We start from the raw sequence: 15249 nt of genomic DNA, 5'->3' as shown, positions 1-15249 counted from the left end.
CACTAGAACTTAGTCAAAGAGGAATTGACAAGTAAAGAGGGAGCCCGCATTTATGCCAAACGCAAGGTGGATGTCGAACCTGTATTTGGTAGGATGAAGGGTGTTTTTGGCGTACGCAGAGTCCATGTCAGAGGTCAAAAAGTGGTTGAAACCGAGATAGGCTTCCTCCTAATGAGCATGAATCTAACGAAATTGGCTAAGAAATTAGTCCAAGATAATAGAGATAAAAAGAAAAACACAGACAGTACGGCTGGATTTCATCAAAATCAGCTCAATCTGTCTGTGTTTTTTATTTATTGGCTAGTTTTTGCCCAGCCTCTTTTTCATTTTATTTTCTACCACTCCCTCATCCAAAAACAGAATATAGGAAGGCACCGAAATCTTGCCCTGCAGAATAAATCGCTGGCACAAGAACTGAACCAAGAGTCATCAAGGTCATAGCTATTCCTACCCAGACTAAGAATTTCATTGCAAACGAGGAAGACTCATAAGCTGTTTCAAATTCTTGGTATTTTTTATCTAATTTTTCTATCATTGTCATAACTAAACTCCTTTACCATCACTAACCAAACAGTACCAACAAATAACCAATAATGGAGAAGATAACCAGTAGGCTATTGTTCAATATATGAACAAGAATCGCATCCACAATATTGCCACGGCGAGCGTAAGCCAAATAGAAGACTGCCCCAAGCAAGAAGTAAAGTGGCAACTCAATTGGATGAATCGCATGAAGAAGAGCAAAGACTGCTGAACTGATTATCAATTTTAGCCATTTTTGATTTTCTTTGAAGAAATATCTGCTAAACAAACCTCTGAAAACAAGCTCTTCCATAAAAGGAGCAAAAACGCCTATTGCAATATGAAAGGCAATAAAGTATAGCGGAAACATCTTCGCCAATTGCTCATTTGTAGCCAAAAGTGCTGCATCGTTGGCCGTGGTGGCATTGCCAGTAACCAACTGGGTCAATAGCGTTCCGCCAATACCGACAACCCGTCCCGCTAAGAAAAATAGCAGAGCAAACCCAAAATCTTTCCAAGTAAATGTGAACCGTTTTTGCTGGTCAGGTAGACCTTTCTTATACCGTTTCCAAGTCCACACCACAATAGCTGTCGCAATGACCAGATAGCCAATGCCAGAAACCCACTGCATGGCACCTGACATCGAATCCTGTATGGCAATAAATCGCATCGGAGTTATGTTAATCGCAACGATGACAAGAATCAAACCAATAAATTTTAAAATATTTTTAACACGTTTCATAAGCTAGTCCTCCTTTTTAGTCTTATTCACTTTCATTAGAAAATACAATGCAATAAAGAGCATTGGATAGAAATTAGATGAGAAAACATCTACTGTTTTTCCAAGAACAAGCCAAGCCACTAGGTGAATAAGAACGGCAGTGACCAAAATTCCTTCAACAAGCCCTTGCAAGAACTGCATAATTTTATTCTTTCTTTGATAGTCATCATTTGATGTTTGTTTTCCATTTTTATTTCTCCTTCCCGTAAAGCTCAAAAAGGTAGCGGAATATATGATAGCGTATGTAGGTGGAATATATAATTCTATATCAAAATTGATTATAGATACATCTGCTAAGATACATAGAATTGCATAACTAATGATTAGAATACTAATTATGGTTTTGATTTTATCCATTGTTTTAAATTTAGTCATATATTTTCTCCTTGTTCTTGTTTTCTTTACAAACTTACTTTTCCTTGTTTTGTTCCTTATTCGTTAAAGCAGTAAAAGTAATGATTGAACCTGGGATACTAACTGCCAAAACATTGAAAAAATCTTTAAGGCTATCGCCTGACACGTTCGCACTAATCTTAAACACCAAACATAGTGCAATAGCAATCAGCACTGCATAAAATTTTTTATTCTTCATCTTCATTTCTCCTCACTATCATTTTCCTTAACGTTCAATTCTGATTTCAAATAACGATTTGCCACTTTTTTCCATTTTTTCAAGAATAAGAGCAAGTAGATAGAATCCGTATGGTATCAACATCGGCAACTCAAGATCCTGTCTAATGAATGCAAATCCAATAAAGAAGGTATAGACAATCATTGTTGTGTGTAATACGTGTTTCCCTGTAATAACAAGTTCCTTTTTCTCTTTCATCTTTGTTTCTCCTTGTTCTTATTTTTTACACTCTTAGTATAAGCCAACTCAGCCCAAATTTTTCATCCATGTCATGAACGGTCGTTATTTTGTAATGAATGACCATTTTTTATCGATTCATTAAGTTGTGATATAGTTTTTTGCAAAATTTCTCTAATTTTTCTTCAACGAGAACAAATAGATACAGTCCATAGGGAGTTATGAAGCGTGGTACAAAATTCTTGGTGACAAGTAAGTACAGCACATACAAGGTATAGACTATCATAGCGACATGTAGCAATTGTTCTTCTGTCATAGCAATTTTCTTTTTCACTGTCATCTCATTTCTCCTTGTTCTTATTTTTTACACTCTTAGTATAAGCTAACTCAGCCCGATTTTTTTATCCATGTCATGAACGGTCGCTATTTTGTAATGAATGACCATTTTTTTCGAGAAAAAGCATACACTCCAGCCTTTTGACTGGAGTTGAAAGTGACAGATTGTAAAATCAACTAAAATAGTTTGAATTATGATTTCTACATAAAAAAACAAAAAATTATGATAAAATAATATTGCTGTCGGAAACCGATTGCGTTCTTCAATAGGAGTTCGTGAAAGGGGGTGAATAGCTTTGCATTACATCTTAGAGCTCTTACTTGCTGTTATGGCAAATGTAGCTGCATACTGCATTTGCAAGTGGCTAGATAGCAAGTACAACGACCACAGCTAGCCCAAACCACACCCGTTAATCTCTCAAACTAGAGAACGTAAAAAAGCCCTCAGGAACTGCAATTTCTGAGGGCTTTGGTGTGCTTTGCACTACATCTTTCTAACTTAGTATAGCAGATTTTAGACAAATTTCAAACTATTTATTCATAAACATAAAACATCAGTTATCCACAAAGGCATTTACAATGCTTGTAATCAATAACCTCCGAGAATTCCACTCTAAATCTCTCAGGTGTCGATTCATAAGTCCCTAATATCTTCTTGCAGAAAATGGCCTCCTTTGTATCTCGTACAAACTGACTAGAAGCATTGACTTGATGCGATTTAGTCAACATCAGCCTCCAACATTGATTTAAATACCTCAGCTGAATAAACTGTTCAAAAGGCAAGGACTGATAGCCTTTTTGAATATCTTCTACCAAACGAAAACACCCCAAATGACTATTCGAGGTGTCATCCTATGAACCTAATTAACAGTAGTATTGTTGACCAATCTCGCAATAGGACAAACCAATACCAGGCATCCATTGATTAGCAAAAGAAATAATCTGCTCACTTCTCCCATTATCATAGACTCCATAAATAGTATAGCAGATGCAAGAGCTACCCCTAAAATGAGGTATCTTTGATGTACAGGCATCCTGTACGACATGCCACGTTTCTTTAAAAAATAGTAGCTTGTCCCTATCACCAAAGCGTGAAGCAATGTTAATATCAGCATGATTGGCAATAAAACCTTTCCGTCAGATCTAACTGAAACCAACTACATCAAAAAAACGAATAGGTCAATTGCAATACTGGCATAATTTCCGATTTTGATTATTTTTAGATTATCCATAACCAGTTTCCTTTCAAGCCAGCCAGTCAACTTCAGTGTACTTGCTTGTGTTCCTGATAGTTACGTTTGAGCAACATCACTAGAAGCAAAAAGTTTGGAACGGATAGAGCCCAGTAACCAAGGCTACCAAAGCCGAGACACTCTCTCATTACATAGTCTAAACAAAAATAGAATAGTACCGCTAAAATAGTTTTCATCATTTTCATCTTATTTTCCTACTTATTTTTTAAACATATAAATCACCCCTCTAATGACAAGATAACTGAGTAGGTAAATCATTCCATAATACACTCCCCATAGACAAATGATAGCACCTGCTCCGAGTCCTACAAGTAGGGAGCGGAAATGACGGTGTTTAACAATTGTTTTTAAAGTATTCATGCTCGTGTCTCCTTTTTGTTTTTTACACTCTTAGTATAAGCCAACTCAGCCCGATTTTTTCAGCCATGTCATGAACTGTCGATATTTTGTAATGAATGACCATTTTTTCATTAAGTCGTTTTCATGCTTCTCTTTTTTTCAATCATCGATAGAACGATGACTGAAAACAGCGGTGGAACCAAATAACTAATTTCGCTAAAATGAATAACAAATCCTATAACAGACAACCATTTAAGAAAAAACATATTAAAGATAAATAAGGCAAGGAAAAGTGTCCCGAGTTTCAACATCCTTTTCAGCTCTTTACTCATACTTCATCCCCACCTTTCCCATATTTATCCACTAAATGGGACACAATGACGGAAATGACCCCAACCGTGACTCCATTTAAGTAATGGTTGTGAAAAGGCTGTAAAATACTTGTTACAGGAATGGAAATTACAACAACCAATAGAAGTTTAATAAGCCAAATCATAAAATTATTCCTCCTACGATACGCTAAGTAAATCGCAACCAAAATTGCATTTACTATTTACTGTCAAAACATGTGAAACTATCAGTCATCAATAAAATATAACAATAATCCCCAGCTTAAAATGTATTCAAAATTTATTTTACCTTCCATAATCAAATCCAAAACAAGTACTGCAAACATAGATAGGTAGATTGTATTTTTTATTACATTCATCACATATTTAGTGTTTCTATTCTCGCTTTGCATGTTAACGACCTCCTTTTAAAATAGTTTCCTTGTTCTTATTTTTTACACATTTAGTATAAGCCAAATCAGCCCAATTTTTTCATCCATGTCATGAACTGTCGATATTTTGTAATGAATGACCATTTTTTCGAGAAAATGCAAAAAAATCCAGCCTTTCGACTGGACTTACATCTATAAATCTTATTCCAAAAACACCAACTCCTGAACAAATCGATGATTGCTACTGTTCGTTGATATAGAAAATTTAGGATAGTTATCTAAGATAGTTTTTACATTAGCCAAGCCAATTCCTCGATTATCTCCTTTTGTAGAATGACCATATTCAAAAATATGACTTGTAGATACTTTATCTTCAACCGTAGTATTTTCTACAACGATAATTTTTCTGTCATATTCCTGGAAGTAGGCAAATACAATATTTCCATTTACACACTGCTCTGCAGCATCGATAGCATTATCTAATAAAATAGACAGAATCGTTATGAATTCTATCAACTCTAAAGCAGGTGGTTCAATTTCAGCATCTACTTCCACAGAAATTGCAATACCTTTTTTTTGTGCCTCCAACATCTTAGATGACAGCAAACTCTTCACAGCAGGATTTTGTATATTGGATAATCTAGCTATATCGTACTTTCCATCATAGAATTTTCTATCAGAATCTGCAATAACCTCACTATAAATCGTTCGAATCGCAACAATATCCTCTTCCTTAATTGCTTCATTCAGACTAATAAGAATATTAGTGTAGTCATGTCGGAAACTTCGAATTTCTTTATAAAGTGATTCAACATGACGGCTATAGCGACCTAAGTCAGTTAATTGTTTGTCCTTCAAAGCCTGAATTTCTCTATCTTGTATTTCTTTCTTCTGATAGTTCAAATATAATAAACTAACCGTAAATATTACAAAGTAAATCAACAAAATATTAGTACGGATATAGTATGGATTCCAATCTATCGAAATCATACCTCTCTTACTCCATATTTCAGCTTGAGTGGTTGTTCTTACAAGTAAAAAGTATGTTATAAATGAAACATTAAACCACCAAAATATTTTTCTCAATTCCTTATCTACAGTATCTACTTTTAAATCCTTAGCCTCAATTCCCAATCCCTTTAAAAATAATAGATAAAACGGTATAAGTAGTAATGTTAGAACTACATTAAATACTAGATTTAAACTCATGGCAGAGTAGTCAAGTTGGAATAGGAATCTCAAATAAAGAGCAATTATCCTTTGAAACATATCCCCTATCACAAATGGTAATAATCCATAAAATATTTTTTGCGTCTTGTTCCAATTTGTTTTTAAAAAAGGAATGACAACTAAAAATGAAAAAGGTTCTAACAAAGAATAGATATCATATAAAACTATCTGACTGACAGTTAAGCAAGAAGCTATCAAACATTTTTTCTTCTTGCTTAAAAATAAACCACTGATTTGTTGAAGAATCATCAAACGAATCAGCATGTCAATAAAGAAAATGGTGTCATAAAATGGAGATATAAAAATATTCATCAATCAATCTCCAACAAATCTGCAAGCTCCTTCTGCTTCATCCGAGAAACAAAACAAGAATCTCCATTCTCGAAGTAGGCAATGTGATTTGTTCTGTCCAATCTTGTTATATTTAATGGATTCACTACACAAGAACGATGTGCTTGGTAAAGTCGTTCATCAACTTTAGCTATATCGGATACCTTCCCATAAAACTCAGTCTGACCTGTTTTCGTTTTTAAAATAACTTTATGAATCGTTGATGATGTTTCAAAATAAAGGATGTCGCTAAAAGGAACTTGAATATGAGCAGTTTCAGTTTTGTATACAAAAGAATTTTCAGCTATAGTATGATCAATATTTTCAAAAGCATGCACTAACACATCTGATACTGCCTTTTGAAAGTCACTATCCTCTAGGCCTTTATCTATAAAATCTAAAGCAGAGACTCGATAACGATACGTTACCGGCATAAATTCTGAATGAGTTGTTACAAAGACAATAACAGCATAAGGATCGCGAGCACGGATTTCTTTAGCGATTTCCATTCCTTTCTTTTCTTCGCCTTTTATTTCAATATCTAAAAAGAAAAATTGGTGATTGCCTGCTTCCTCGATTGATTCCAATAATTGATTTGGTTTACCAAAAACTTCTAGGAATTTATACCTTACTGACGTTTCTTCAACACACCGCCTAATAGCATTTTCTAGCCTACTCTGCTGAAAAAAATCATCTTCTAATACAAAAATATTAAGCATAGAAATCTCCTACATTTTTTGTAAGTAATAATCATTATTATAGCATATTTCAGCAAAAGATAAATGTCCAACTTGACTTGATAGACCCACCGATGTATAATAAACATAGAAAAAGGTAGTTGCCAGAAACAACTACCCCTTGCAGAACCGTTTAAGACGGTGGCAGATTATTTGTATTAAATAACCGTTAACCTGCCAAAGTTATAGACGGTTATTTTTTTTGTCGTTTTTACCAACTCAAGCACTAACATCACGAGAGCGATAAAAGAAAATAGTCATTCAGTTTACTTTTAGTACTAGGCAACGAGCTGCAGACAGCTTGTACAGTCGAGTGACTGTACAAGGTTGTAGAAAGCACTTGCGAAAGCAAGTTACCCCTGCAGAGTACGGCAAAGCGAGTTCAAAGACTCCAGTGGAGTCTTTGAAGTTGGAAATAAGGAAAGTACGTTTCCTCGCTCGTCGAAGTAATAAAAGAAAAACTGGATGACTGTACCAGCTACAAACATGAGTGTTAGCCACTCAAAGGTTGACAAGCTAAGACTTTCGACGTGAGAGTTTTGAAACGATATTTTTCAAAACTCGAGCTAGTGCGAGCCCTAGACAAATCTTATAGGATTTGTCGTTGCCAGATGAGTAAGTTCACTTACCAGCTGGCTTGGGCTAGCCTTTCTGTTAGATTTTGATGATTTTCAGAGTAGAACAAAAAGTTCCATTCCACTTCTCTTAATTCGCGTCAACATCTCAGCGCAGTGGTTGATTGGCAGATTTGTTCGTGCTTCGCACTCCAAATCTGACCTAATCAACTGTGCGGGGGCGGTAAGACGAACTCATTTTCTACTAGTTGAGTTCTGTACCGCTCCCACCTACCTTTCAGAAATTAGAGCCACCGTCTTTACTTTTCTGCAAAAACTATTATAGCATATTTAATAAAGAATTGTAGTCCAATTTACACATCAAAAAACCAGCCTACTTGGGCTGGTCTTCTTGTAGCCGCTCTTTAAGGCGGCGACGGTATAAAATCTGCGAAGGAATGAAATAGAGAAAACTTGCCAGAATAATCCAGCGTTTGTCAATTCCACTAAAGTAAATCACCAAAATCAAGGTAAATGCTACCACTAGGTAGAAAAAATGATTGGTCAGTAAGTTTTTCATGACACACCTCCACATCTAATTCACTTTTAGTATATCAAAATAGACACAAAAAGTATAGAGGTCTAGCGATTTTTGGTATCTAACACAATGGTCACCGGCCCATCATTGACCAGGCTGACCGCCATGTCTGCCCCAAACACGCCCACTTCAACGGGCACAAAGGCCGACAAGGCCTGGTTAAAGGCATCGTAGAGTTGGCTGGCTAGGGCAGGAGCTGCCGCTCCTGTAAAGGCAGGGCGATTACCTTTTTTTGTATCCGCAAAAAGAGTAAATTGGGAAATGGATAAAATCTTGCCCGCTATATCTTGGACAGACTTATTCATCTTGCCTGCTTCATCTGCAAATATCCGCATATTGACAATTTTACGAACAGCATAATCTAGATCGTCCTGACTATCATCTGGCCCCACACCGACTAGGAGCAAGAGCCCTTGATCAATTTGCCCATGAATGCTTCCTTCGATGGCCACACTGGCCTGTGATACACGTTGTAATACAATTTTCATCTTATCCGTTGGTCCTTTTCACTGAGTAAACTTCTGGCACCGACTTGATCTTGTCCACCAGACTGGTCAAGGTTGCTAGGTTGGAAATACCAAAGGAAACGTGGATAGTTGCAAACTTCATATCTTTGGTTGGCTGGGCATTGACCGAAGAAATGTTCTTGCTGGCATTTGTCAAAACCTTGAGGACATCGTTGAGGAGACCGGAACGGTTGAGCCCGTAGATGTCAATGTTTGCCATGTATTCCTTGGTCGAATTTTCATCCTCCCAACCGACATCAATCAGACGGACATCGTAGTTTTCTTGGCTCTTGAGGTTCATACAGTCTACACGGTGAACAGCTACCCCACGCCCCTTGGTGATGTAGCCGACAATTTCATCGCCAGGTACTGGATTACAACATTTGGCAATCCGTATCAGCAAGCCTGACGCCCCTTCAATGACCACACCACCTTCGTGACGGATTTTCAAACTATCTTTGTTGTCGTGTTTGACTTCGCCACCGTTGACCAATTCATCCGCAACAGCCTTGGCCTTAGCCCTCTCAGCTTCTCGGCGTTCTTTCTCTGTCAGACGGTTAAAGATTGACACGGCAGAAACTTCTCCAAAACCAACCGCTGCATATAAGGCTTCATCCGTTTTGTAACTAGTCTTTTGCAAGACCTCGTCCATGTGACGACGGTCCAGGTATTGGTTGGGAACGTAGCCATTTTCTTGGAGTAGGTTCTGAAGCATCTCCCGCCCCTTGGAAATAGATAGTTCCTTGTCCTGATTCTTGAAGAACTGCTTGATTTTGTTGCGGGCCTTGTGGGTTTTAACTAGGTTGACCCAGTCACGACTTGGACCGAAAGAGTTGGCAGAGGTGATGATTTCCACCTGATCACCTGTCTTAAGCTTGGTCGTCAGAGGCACCATACGGCCGTTGACCTTGGCGCCTGTCGCCCGCTCACCTACCTTGGTGTGAATTTCATAGGCGAAGTCAATCGGTACGGAGTCCTTAGGCAATTCACGCACTGCACCATCTGGTGTGAAAACGTAAATACGCTCTGTAAAAATATCGTCCTTGACAGAATCGACGAAAGATTGGGCATCTCCGGCTCCTTCTTGGAGTTCAATCAGGTTGTTAATCCAGCGCAGTTCTTTCTCGCTGGCAGTTGCCTTGCCACCACGCTTGTAGGCCCAGTGAGCCGCCACCCCGTACTCTGCCACCTGATGCATTTCCACTGTCCGAATCTGGAACTCAATCGGTCCCTTTGGCCCATAAACAGTCGTATGGATGGACTGGTAGCCATTGGCTTTTGGACTAGCAATGTAGTCCTTGAATCGGCCGGGCATCGGCTTCCATAATTCATGAATGTAGCCTAGCATGGCATAGACATCGCTTGGGGTATCCATCAAACAACGGATAGCAGTCAGGTCGTACAGCTCATCAAAGCGTTTTTTCTTGTCATGCATCTTCCGATAGATAGAGTAGATGTGCTTGGGTCTACCGTAAATCTGACCATGTAGGTGGCGTTCTTCTGTATATTCGCGCAACTTGTCAACAACTTCATTGACCAACTCTTCCCGTTCACGACGCTTTTCCCTCATCATGTGGGTAATCTTGTAAAACTCAACTTCATTCAAGTAGCGGAAGGACATATCTTCCAATTCCCACTTGATAGAAGAAATACCAAGTCGGTGGGCAAGCGGCGCATAGATTTCCATCGTTTCACGTGAAATTCGTTCCTGCTTGTCCTTGCGCAAGTGCTTGAGGGTCCGCATATTGTGGAGACGATCTGCCAGCTTCACCAGAATAACCCGCATGTCTTGGGACATGGCAATCAGCATATTGCGGTGGTTTTCAGCTAGCTGCTCCTCATGAGACTTGTACTCGACCTTACCCAGCTTGGTCACACCACCGACTATATGGCGAACCTCTGGACCAAATTCAGCCTCCATCTCATCCAAGGTAACTTCCGTATCCTCAACCACATCATGCAAGAAGCCACAGGCAACAGTGACAGCATCAAGCTTAAGTCCTGCCAAAATTCCCGCTACTTGAATGGGGTGAACAATGTAAGGTTCGCCTGATTTACGAAATTGAAGTTTGTGAGCCTCAGTAGCATAGTTCAAAGCTTTCTGAACAAAGGCAACATCTTCGGCTGGAAGATAGGTGGCAGTTAGCCCAACGACCTCTTCTCCTGTAAAATTAATTTCCTTCATTTACTTCTCTCCCCAACTATTTCCTCCTATTTTACCATTTTCACTGAAAAAGAAAAAGGGAAGCGGTAAGAGTTTGCTAAAGTCTGGCTTTTCCAGTATACTACATCCATGAACATCAGCCCTAAACTATTCGACACTATTCCATTTATTGAACATTCAGCGTTTCGATTACGTGCTATCTATGAGTCAGACCTCGATGACCTTTGGGAAATCTACTCCAATCCCATTCACTTTCAGATGACACCCAACACTTCCACGCAAAACAAAGAAACCCTCCGCAAACGCATTGGGCATTTTCAGAGGGATTTTGATAAGAAAAAACGTTTGTTCTTGGGGCTGGAGCACCAAGGGAAATTGATTGGCGTTTTGGAAGTTTTTGACTACAAGAAACGGGCAGCGTCGGTGACCATTGGCTATCGGCTTCATCATGCCTTCTGGAATCAAGGTCTGGCCAGCCAAGCAGTCAGCCTGCTCTGCCATTTCCTACTAAAAGAATGTCCGATAACAACAATCCTCGCCTTTGTCCTACCGGAAAACCAAGCTTCTCAGCAAGTGCTCTTGAAAAATGACTTTCACCAGGTCGGGCAAGTCGAGGAGGTTTGGAAGGGCTTGGGGCAGGTCAGCCTCTTGCAGTTTGAACGAAGACAGTAAAAACCAGGGAAATCCTGGTTTTTCTTATGCAAAATAGCTCCAAATCACCGCAATGAGAATAGCTGGCAACATGTTGGCCACGCGAATCTTTTTGTCCCAAATGATATTGACACCGACACAGAAGATGAGGGCGGAGCCGATAAAGGAGAGATTGGCCAGGGCCTGATCCGTCATCAGAGGCTCAATCAAGCGCGCCAAAAGAGTGACCGATCCTTGAAAAAGAAAGACTGGCACTGCTGAAAAGCCTGCTCCCTTGCCCAAACTCGAGGTCATAATCAAAATGATAATAAAGTCCAAAATACTCTTAACGGCCAACAAACGATAATCACCCGTCAAGCCATCTTGGATGGCTCCTAGTATGGCCATGGCACCGATACAAACGGTCAAAGAAGCTGTCAGGAAAGCATCTAAGAATTGACCATCTTGGCTGTTTCCTGATTTTTCGCGGAGCCAAACACCCAGCCTTTCAAACCAGCCTTCGATATGGAGCACTTCCCCAATCAAGGTCCCCAAGGCCAGACTAAGGACCAAAAGTATGCTATTTTGACTTTTGAGTTGACCGTCAACTACTGTCAACAGTCCTTCTAAACTACCTGAAATTCCTAAAAATAAGACAGCTAGCCCGCTCGCCACCGTTAATCCTGACTGATGCCGTTCTTTCAGTAAATGACCAAACCAAGACTCTAGCACACCTGCTAGGGCAATGGCCACTGTATTGATAATGGTTCCTAAGGCAAACATGGACTACCTCAACAATTCCGTCGCGTAGCTAATGGCAGAAAGGGCGTAGAGTGGAGCCGTCTCTGCTCGTAAGATACGAGGACCAAGACCTGTCTTGACCGCTCCTTCTCCTTCAAATGCAACTACTTCCTCAGGCGACACACCACCTTCTGGACCGACGATGACTAAAACTGATTGACCAGCTTCTAAACCAGACAAGATTTTCACTAGGTTAGCTTGTTCGCCTTCTTTGGCAGCCTCTTCGTAGGCTAAGATAATCTGGTCAAAGCCTGCCAACTGGGCTAGAAAATCCGATTTTTTCTCAAACAAGCGAATTGCTGGAATGCGATTGCGTTTGCTTTGTTCGGCTGCGCCTTGGGCGATTTTTTCTAGCTTTTCTGCTTTTTTGGCTAATTTTTTGCCGTCCCATTTGACCACAGACCAGTCAGCTGGAAAGGCCCAGAGGGCTGTCATGCCTAATTCCGTTGCCTTTTGGGCGACAAATTCTAACTTATCTCCCTTGGGAAAGCCCATGGCAATGGTAACGGAAACGGGTAATTCAACATTATCTACCAATTCTTCGATGATCTCAACAGATTGGCTCTGGCTGTCTACTACCCGTGCCATGCGTTTTATCCCGTCGTCAAAGACCAGGACAATCTGGTCGTCTGCCTGCAAACGCATGACAGAAAACATGTGCTTGGCAGTATCCTTATCGGTAATCTGGAAAACGCCCTGCGGTGCTCTGCCATTGACAAAATACTGCTGCATCCTAGCCTCCAATCACACCTGAGCGGTCAGCTGTTTTCTTGAAGATACAGCAATTCCACTCGCCCTGAATCATGTGGGTCTCAAGGAAGAAGCCGGCCGCCTCCGCAGATGCTCGCACCATGTCCCACTTATCCGCAATGATACCGCTCATAATCAAGTAGCCCTCGTCCTTGACCAGACGGTAGGCATCCTCGGTCAGATGAATGAGAATATCCGCCAAGATGTTGGCAACGATGACTTCCGCTTCAATGTCAACGCCACGAAGCAGGTCACCTGCTGCGACATGGATATTGCTGGTGTGGGCGTTGAGGTCAATGTTTTCCTGGGCCACACGCACCGCCACTTCATCCAAGTCATAAGCGTAAATCTCCTTGGCACCCAATAGGGAACTGGCAATGGAGAGGACGCCTGAGCCTGTGCCGACATCGATGACTGTTTCGCCACCACGCAGAGTCTGCTCCAAGGCAAAGAGGCTCATCTTAGTCGTCGGGTGAGTTCCCGTACCGAAAGCCATACCTGGATCCAGGCGGATAATCTTCTCACCAGCAGTCGCCTCATAGTCGGTCCAAGACGGCACAATGGTCAAATCGTGGGTAATGCGGGCTGGCTCATAGTATTTCTTCCAGTTGTCCGCCCAGTCTTCCTCCGCCAGTTCCTGACTTTCTAGGCTGACCTGACCCGTTTCCAAGCCAAAGCCTGTCAAATCCGCCAAGCGAGTCACCAAGTCTGCCTTAACTTCCTCAATATCCACAGTGTCAGGATAATAGGCCGTAATCGCAATCATATCTGACTGCTCCACCTCGGGATAGAGTTCACCGAAACGGTCCTCCTGTCCCACATAGTCAGCGGAGTCGCTAATGGCCACCCCCTGACTGCCCGTTTCAATCATCAGATTTGAAACTGCTTCTTCTGCATCACGATGCACGTGAATCGTTAATTCTTGCCATGAGTTCATGTTTGTTTTAACCTTTCTTACTACGAATCAATCTATTATTTTTTTGAATTTCATCCTACTAAACTCCACTTATATCCATCTGGGTCAAACGCTACGACACAACCATCCCAACTATAAGGATAGCTGGCCTTTTCAAAAGGTCCTATGGCATATTGATAACCGCGTCCAACATTTAAAACAAATTCAGCCCCTTGACCAAGTGGTGCAGCCATTTTCTCCAGTTCTTCCTTTGTTCCCTGACGAATCCGTAAAATAATGGTATTATTGGAGCCAAAAGCATAACAGACAAGACCTTTCTCGAACGATTCGTAAACAACTGTCAATTGTAGTAGATTTTCGTAAAAAACTCGTGATCGATTCAGTTCTGAGACAAGTAGCAGCGGAGCAATATTTCCAATTTCATATACCATCTCAATACCTCGGATATGGGTAAAACTCCCCCTCCACCAGGTCTGCTCTGCCTTTTTCAAAGGCTTCACCGTCCCAAGAAATGGCAAATTCTTGGGCTTCTGGGTCCGCCAAGAAGTCCATGAGGTCATCTAAACCTTGGTCGGCGGTGTCCTTGAGAAAACCTGCGAAGTAGGTCAAAAACTCTGCCGAAAAGCCCTTCTTGGCGTCAAATGGCAGAGCGACCAGGTAGTCTTCCTCGTCAAAGCGAGACTTGTCCTGGTTGTAGAAAAGGATATACTCCTCTAGAAAAATATCCTCAGAAGACGCATTGCCTTCGTCGTCCACCGTTTCAATCCCAGCCGCATTTTGTGCTTCTAAGATGAAAGCCAACTCAACAGCATGATTTTTCTTGTCCCAGTTGAGCTCGTAATCATAAGTAAAATGTTTGTCCAGTGCCGCTTCCAGCACATCTAAAAAGCCGTGTTTTGCCATTCTATTTCCTCTTTTCTATAAACTCCAATAAATTTATTTCTCGACCATATTTGACGGAAGCCCGCTTGTCTTTCTCCAAAATGGACTTGGTTAAATCTAGTTGATTCACCGCTGCCAAGGCTACAGCATAGTGAATAACGTCAGCTAATTCTTCTGCCAAACGAGCAGAGCTGTCGTCTTCGCCATCCATCATCTTGCGGCCTGCACGTTGATTCAGTAGCTCTGCCACTTCACCAATTTCCTCCACTAATTTCATAAAGAGACTTTGCTCTGGAACTCTCGTCCCATAGTGGTCACGCAAGTATTCTTCCAAAACACCCACCGTCAACTCCGTCATCTTCGTTTCTCTCCAAATCCTAAAATTGTAGTA

19 protein-coding genes and 1 pseudogene are annotated in these 15249 nt (G+C 40.8%); 2 read left to right on the top strand and 18 right to left on the bottom strand.

The features are described from left to right. Positions 1-9 precede the first annotated feature (9 nt). Positions 10-208 (top strand): annotated as a pseudogene (locus tag C1G57_RS06500) (transposase); the annotation flags it as partial. Between the two features lie 354 nt (positions 209-562). Here C1G57_RS06500 and C1G57_RS06495 read toward each other — a convergent pair. The 12 genes from C1G57_RS06495 to C1G57_RS06440 all read right to left on the bottom strand — a co-directional run bounded on the left by C1G57_RS06495 (position 563) and on the right by C1G57_RS06440 (position 10900). Further along, complete coding sequence (locus C1G57_RS06495; RefSeq protein ID WP_105114228.1) at positions 563-1264, bottom strand: CPBP family intramembrane glutamic endopeptidase; 702 nt, start codon at positions 1262-1264, stop codon at positions 563-565. A 3-nt stretch (positions 1265-1267) separates the two neighbouring features. Continuing rightward, positions 1268-1678 (bottom strand): hypothetical protein, encoded by a 411-nt coding sequence (locus C1G57_RS06490; protein WP_105114227.1) that lies wholly within the window; start codon positions 1676-1678, stop codon positions 1268-1270. Positions 1679-1712: 34 nt separating this feature from the next. Then, positions 1713-1895, bottom strand: a complete 183-nt coding sequence (locus tag C1G57_RS06485; protein WP_024377601.1) for a hypothetical protein — start codon at positions 1893-1895, stop codon at positions 1713-1715. Between the two features lie 27 nt (positions 1896-1922). After that, positions 1923-2132 (bottom strand): hypothetical protein, encoded by a 210-nt coding sequence (locus C1G57_RS06480; RefSeq protein ID WP_105114226.1) that lies wholly within the window; start codon positions 2130-2132, stop codon positions 1923-1925. 1579 nt (positions 2133-3711) lie between these two features. Continuing rightward, positions 3712-3885, bottom strand: a complete 174-nt coding sequence (locus C1G57_RS11115; RefSeq protein WP_161941118.1) for a hypothetical protein — start codon at positions 3883-3885, stop codon at positions 3712-3714. A 13-nt stretch (positions 3886-3898) separates the two neighbouring features. Continuing rightward, positions 3899-4060 (bottom strand): hypothetical protein, encoded by a 162-nt coding sequence (locus tag C1G57_RS11110; protein ID WP_161941117.1) that lies wholly within the window; start codon positions 4058-4060, stop codon positions 3899-3901. 307 nt (positions 4061-4367) lie between these two features. Next, positions 4368-4535, bottom strand: coding sequence for a hypothetical protein (locus C1G57_RS11105; protein WP_153309110.1), 168 nt, complete (start codon positions 4533-4535; stop codon positions 4368-4370). 426 nt (positions 4536-4961) lie between these two features. Continuing rightward, a complete protein-coding gene (locus C1G57_RS06465; protein WP_105114225.1) occupies positions 4962-6302 on the bottom strand; it encodes a sensor histidine kinase in 1341 nt (446 codons plus the stop codon). Next, positions 6302-7039 (bottom strand): response regulator transcription factor, encoded by a 738-nt coding sequence (locus tag C1G57_RS06460; RefSeq protein WP_099876162.1) that lies wholly within the window; start codon positions 7037-7039, stop codon positions 6302-6304. Before C1G57_RS06460 ends, C1G57_RS06465 begins: the two co-directional genes overlap by 1 nt. A 966-nt stretch (positions 7040-8005) precedes the next feature. Further along, positions 8006-8191 carry a hypothetical protein gene (locus tag C1G57_RS06450; RefSeq protein ID WP_002941993.1) on the bottom strand — a complete coding sequence of 62 codons (186 nt, stop codon included), beginning with the start codon at positions 8189-8191 and terminating at the stop codon, positions 8006-8008. 62 nt (positions 8192-8253) lie between these two features. Continuing rightward, positions 8254-8697 carry a D-aminoacyl-tRNA deacylase gene (dtd, locus tag C1G57_RS06445; RefSeq protein WP_105114223.1) on the bottom strand — a complete coding sequence of 148 codons (444 nt, stop codon included), beginning with the start codon at positions 8695-8697 and terminating at the stop codon, positions 8254-8256. Between the two features lies 1 nt (position 8698). Beyond that, positions 8699-10900, bottom strand: a complete 2202-nt coding sequence (locus tag C1G57_RS06440) for a RelA/SpoT family protein (RefSeq protein WP_105114222.1) — start codon at positions 10898-10900, stop codon at positions 8699-8701. A gap of 108 nt (positions 10901-11008) precedes the next feature. Here C1G57_RS06440 and C1G57_RS06435 point away from each other — a divergent pair, with 108 nt between their 5' ends. Continuing rightward, positions 11009-11551 (top strand): GNAT family N-acetyltransferase, encoded by a 543-nt coding sequence (locus C1G57_RS06435; RefSeq protein ID WP_105114221.1) that lies wholly within the window; start codon positions 11009-11011, stop codon positions 11549-11551. 24 nt (positions 11552-11575) lie between these two features. Here the strand turns inward: C1G57_RS06435 and C1G57_RS06430 are convergent, their stop codons facing one another. The 6 genes from C1G57_RS06430 to C1G57_RS06405 form a co-directional block, all read right to left on the bottom strand. Then, a complete protein-coding gene (locus C1G57_RS06430; RefSeq protein ID WP_105114220.1) occupies positions 11576-12292 on the bottom strand; it encodes a DUF554 domain-containing protein in 717 nt (238 codons plus the stop codon). A 3-nt stretch (positions 12293-12295) separates the two neighbouring features. After that, the gene (locus C1G57_RS06425) at positions 12296-13042 is read right to left on the bottom strand and encodes a 16S rRNA (uracil(1498)-N(3))-methyltransferase (protein ID WP_105114219.1); all 747 of its coding nucleotides are present in this window, start codon (positions 13040-13042) and stop codon (positions 12296-12298) included. Position 13043: 1 nt separating this feature from the next. Continuing rightward, positions 13044-13997, bottom strand: coding sequence for a 50S ribosomal protein L11 methyltransferase (gene prmA, locus C1G57_RS06420; RefSeq protein ID WP_105114218.1), 954 nt, complete (start codon positions 13995-13997; stop codon positions 13044-13046). 50 nt (positions 13998-14047) lie between these two features. After that, positions 14048-14320 (bottom strand): hypothetical protein, encoded by a 273-nt coding sequence (locus C1G57_RS06415; RefSeq protein ID WP_153045612.1) that lies wholly within the window; start codon positions 14318-14320, stop codon positions 14048-14050. Between the two features lie 88 nt (positions 14321-14408). Further along, entirely contained in the window at positions 14409-14879 is a 471-nt protein-coding gene (locus C1G57_RS06410) for a DUF3013 family protein (RefSeq protein WP_105114216.1), read from the bottom strand. 1 nt (position 14880) lies between these two features. Beyond that, entirely contained in the window at positions 14881-15216 is a 336-nt protein-coding gene (locus C1G57_RS06405; RefSeq protein WP_105114215.1) for a MazG nucleotide pyrophosphohydrolase domain-containing protein, read from the bottom strand. Positions 15217-15249 lie beyond the last annotated feature (33 nt).

The organism is Streptococcus suis (assembly GCF_002960425.1).
Classification (GTDB): Bacteria; Bacillota; Bacilli; order Lactobacillales; family Streptococcaceae; genus Streptococcus; species Streptococcus suis_S.
This window is presented reverse-complemented; position numbering and strand designations above follow the sequence as displayed.

What these genes read in the sequence shown, in the direction of transcription:
- C1G57_RS06495 (WP_105114228.1), bottom strand. Translation starts at nt 1,264, where the DNA reads ATGAAACGTGTTAAAAATATTTTAAAATTTATTGGTTTGATTCTTGTC.
- C1G57_RS06490 (WP_105114227.1), bottom strand. Translation starts at nt 1,678, where the DNA reads ATGACTAAATTTAAAACAATGGATAAAATCAAAACCATAATTAGTATT.
- C1G57_RS06485 (WP_024377601.1), bottom strand. Translation starts at nt 1,895, where the DNA reads ATGAAGAATAAAAAATTTTATGCAGTGCTGATTGCTATTGCACTATGT.
- C1G57_RS06480 (WP_105114226.1), bottom strand. Translation starts at nt 2,132, where the DNA reads ATGAAAGAGAAAAAGGAACTTGTTATTACAGGGAAACACGTATTACAC.
- C1G57_RS11115 (WP_161941118.1), bottom strand. Translation starts at nt 3,885, where the DNA reads ATGAAAATGATGAAAACTATTTTAGCGGTACTATTCTATTTTTGTTTA.
- C1G57_RS11110 (WP_161941117.1), bottom strand. Translation starts at nt 4,060, where the DNA reads ATGAATACTTTAAAAACAATTGTTAAACACCGTCATTTCCGCTCCCTA.
- C1G57_RS11105 (WP_153309110.1), bottom strand. Translation starts at nt 4,535, where the DNA reads ATGATTTGGCTTATTAAACTTCTATTGGTTGTTGTAATTTCCATTCCT.
- C1G57_RS06465 (WP_105114225.1), bottom strand. Translation starts at nt 6,302, where the DNA reads ATGAATATTTTTATATCTCCATTTTATGACACCATTTTCTTTATTGAC.
- C1G57_RS06460 (WP_099876162.1), bottom strand. Translation starts at nt 7,039, where the DNA reads ATGCTTAATATTTTTGTATTAGAAGATGATTTTTTTCAGCAGAGTAGG.
- C1G57_RS06450 (WP_002941993.1), bottom strand. Translation starts at nt 8,191, where the DNA reads ATGAAAAACTTACTGACCAATCATTTTTTCTACCTAGTGGTAGCATTT.
- dtd (WP_105114223.1), bottom strand. Translation starts at nt 8,697, where the DNA reads ATGAAAATTGTATTACAACGTGTATCACAGGCCAGTGTGGCCATCGAA.
- C1G57_RS06440 (WP_105114222.1), bottom strand. Translation starts at nt 10,900, where the DNA reads ATGAAGGAAATTAATTTTACAGGAGAAGAGGTCGTTGGGCTAACTGCC.
- C1G57_RS06435 (WP_105114221.1), top strand. Translation starts at nt 11,009, where the DNA reads ATGAACATCAGCCCTAAACTATTCGACACTATTCCATTTATTGAACAT.
- C1G57_RS06430 (WP_105114220.1), bottom strand. Translation starts at nt 12,292, where the DNA reads ATGTTTGCCTTAGGAACCATTATCAATACAGTGGCCATTGCCCTAGCA.
- C1G57_RS06425 (WP_105114219.1), bottom strand. Translation starts at nt 13,042, where the DNA reads ATGCAGCAGTATTTTGTCAATGGCAGAGCACCGCAGGGCGTTTTCCAG.
- prmA (WP_105114218.1), bottom strand. Translation starts at nt 13,997, where the DNA reads ATGAACTCATGGCAAGAATTAACGATTCACGTGCATCGTGATGCAGAA.
- C1G57_RS06410 (WP_105114216.1), bottom strand. Translation starts at nt 14,879, where the DNA reads ATGGCAAAACACGGCTTTTTAGATGTGCTGGAAGCGGCACTGGACAAA.
- C1G57_RS06405 (WP_105114215.1), bottom strand. Translation starts at nt 15,216, where the DNA reads ATGACGGAGTTGACGGTGGGTGTTTTGGAAGAATACTTGCGTGACCAC.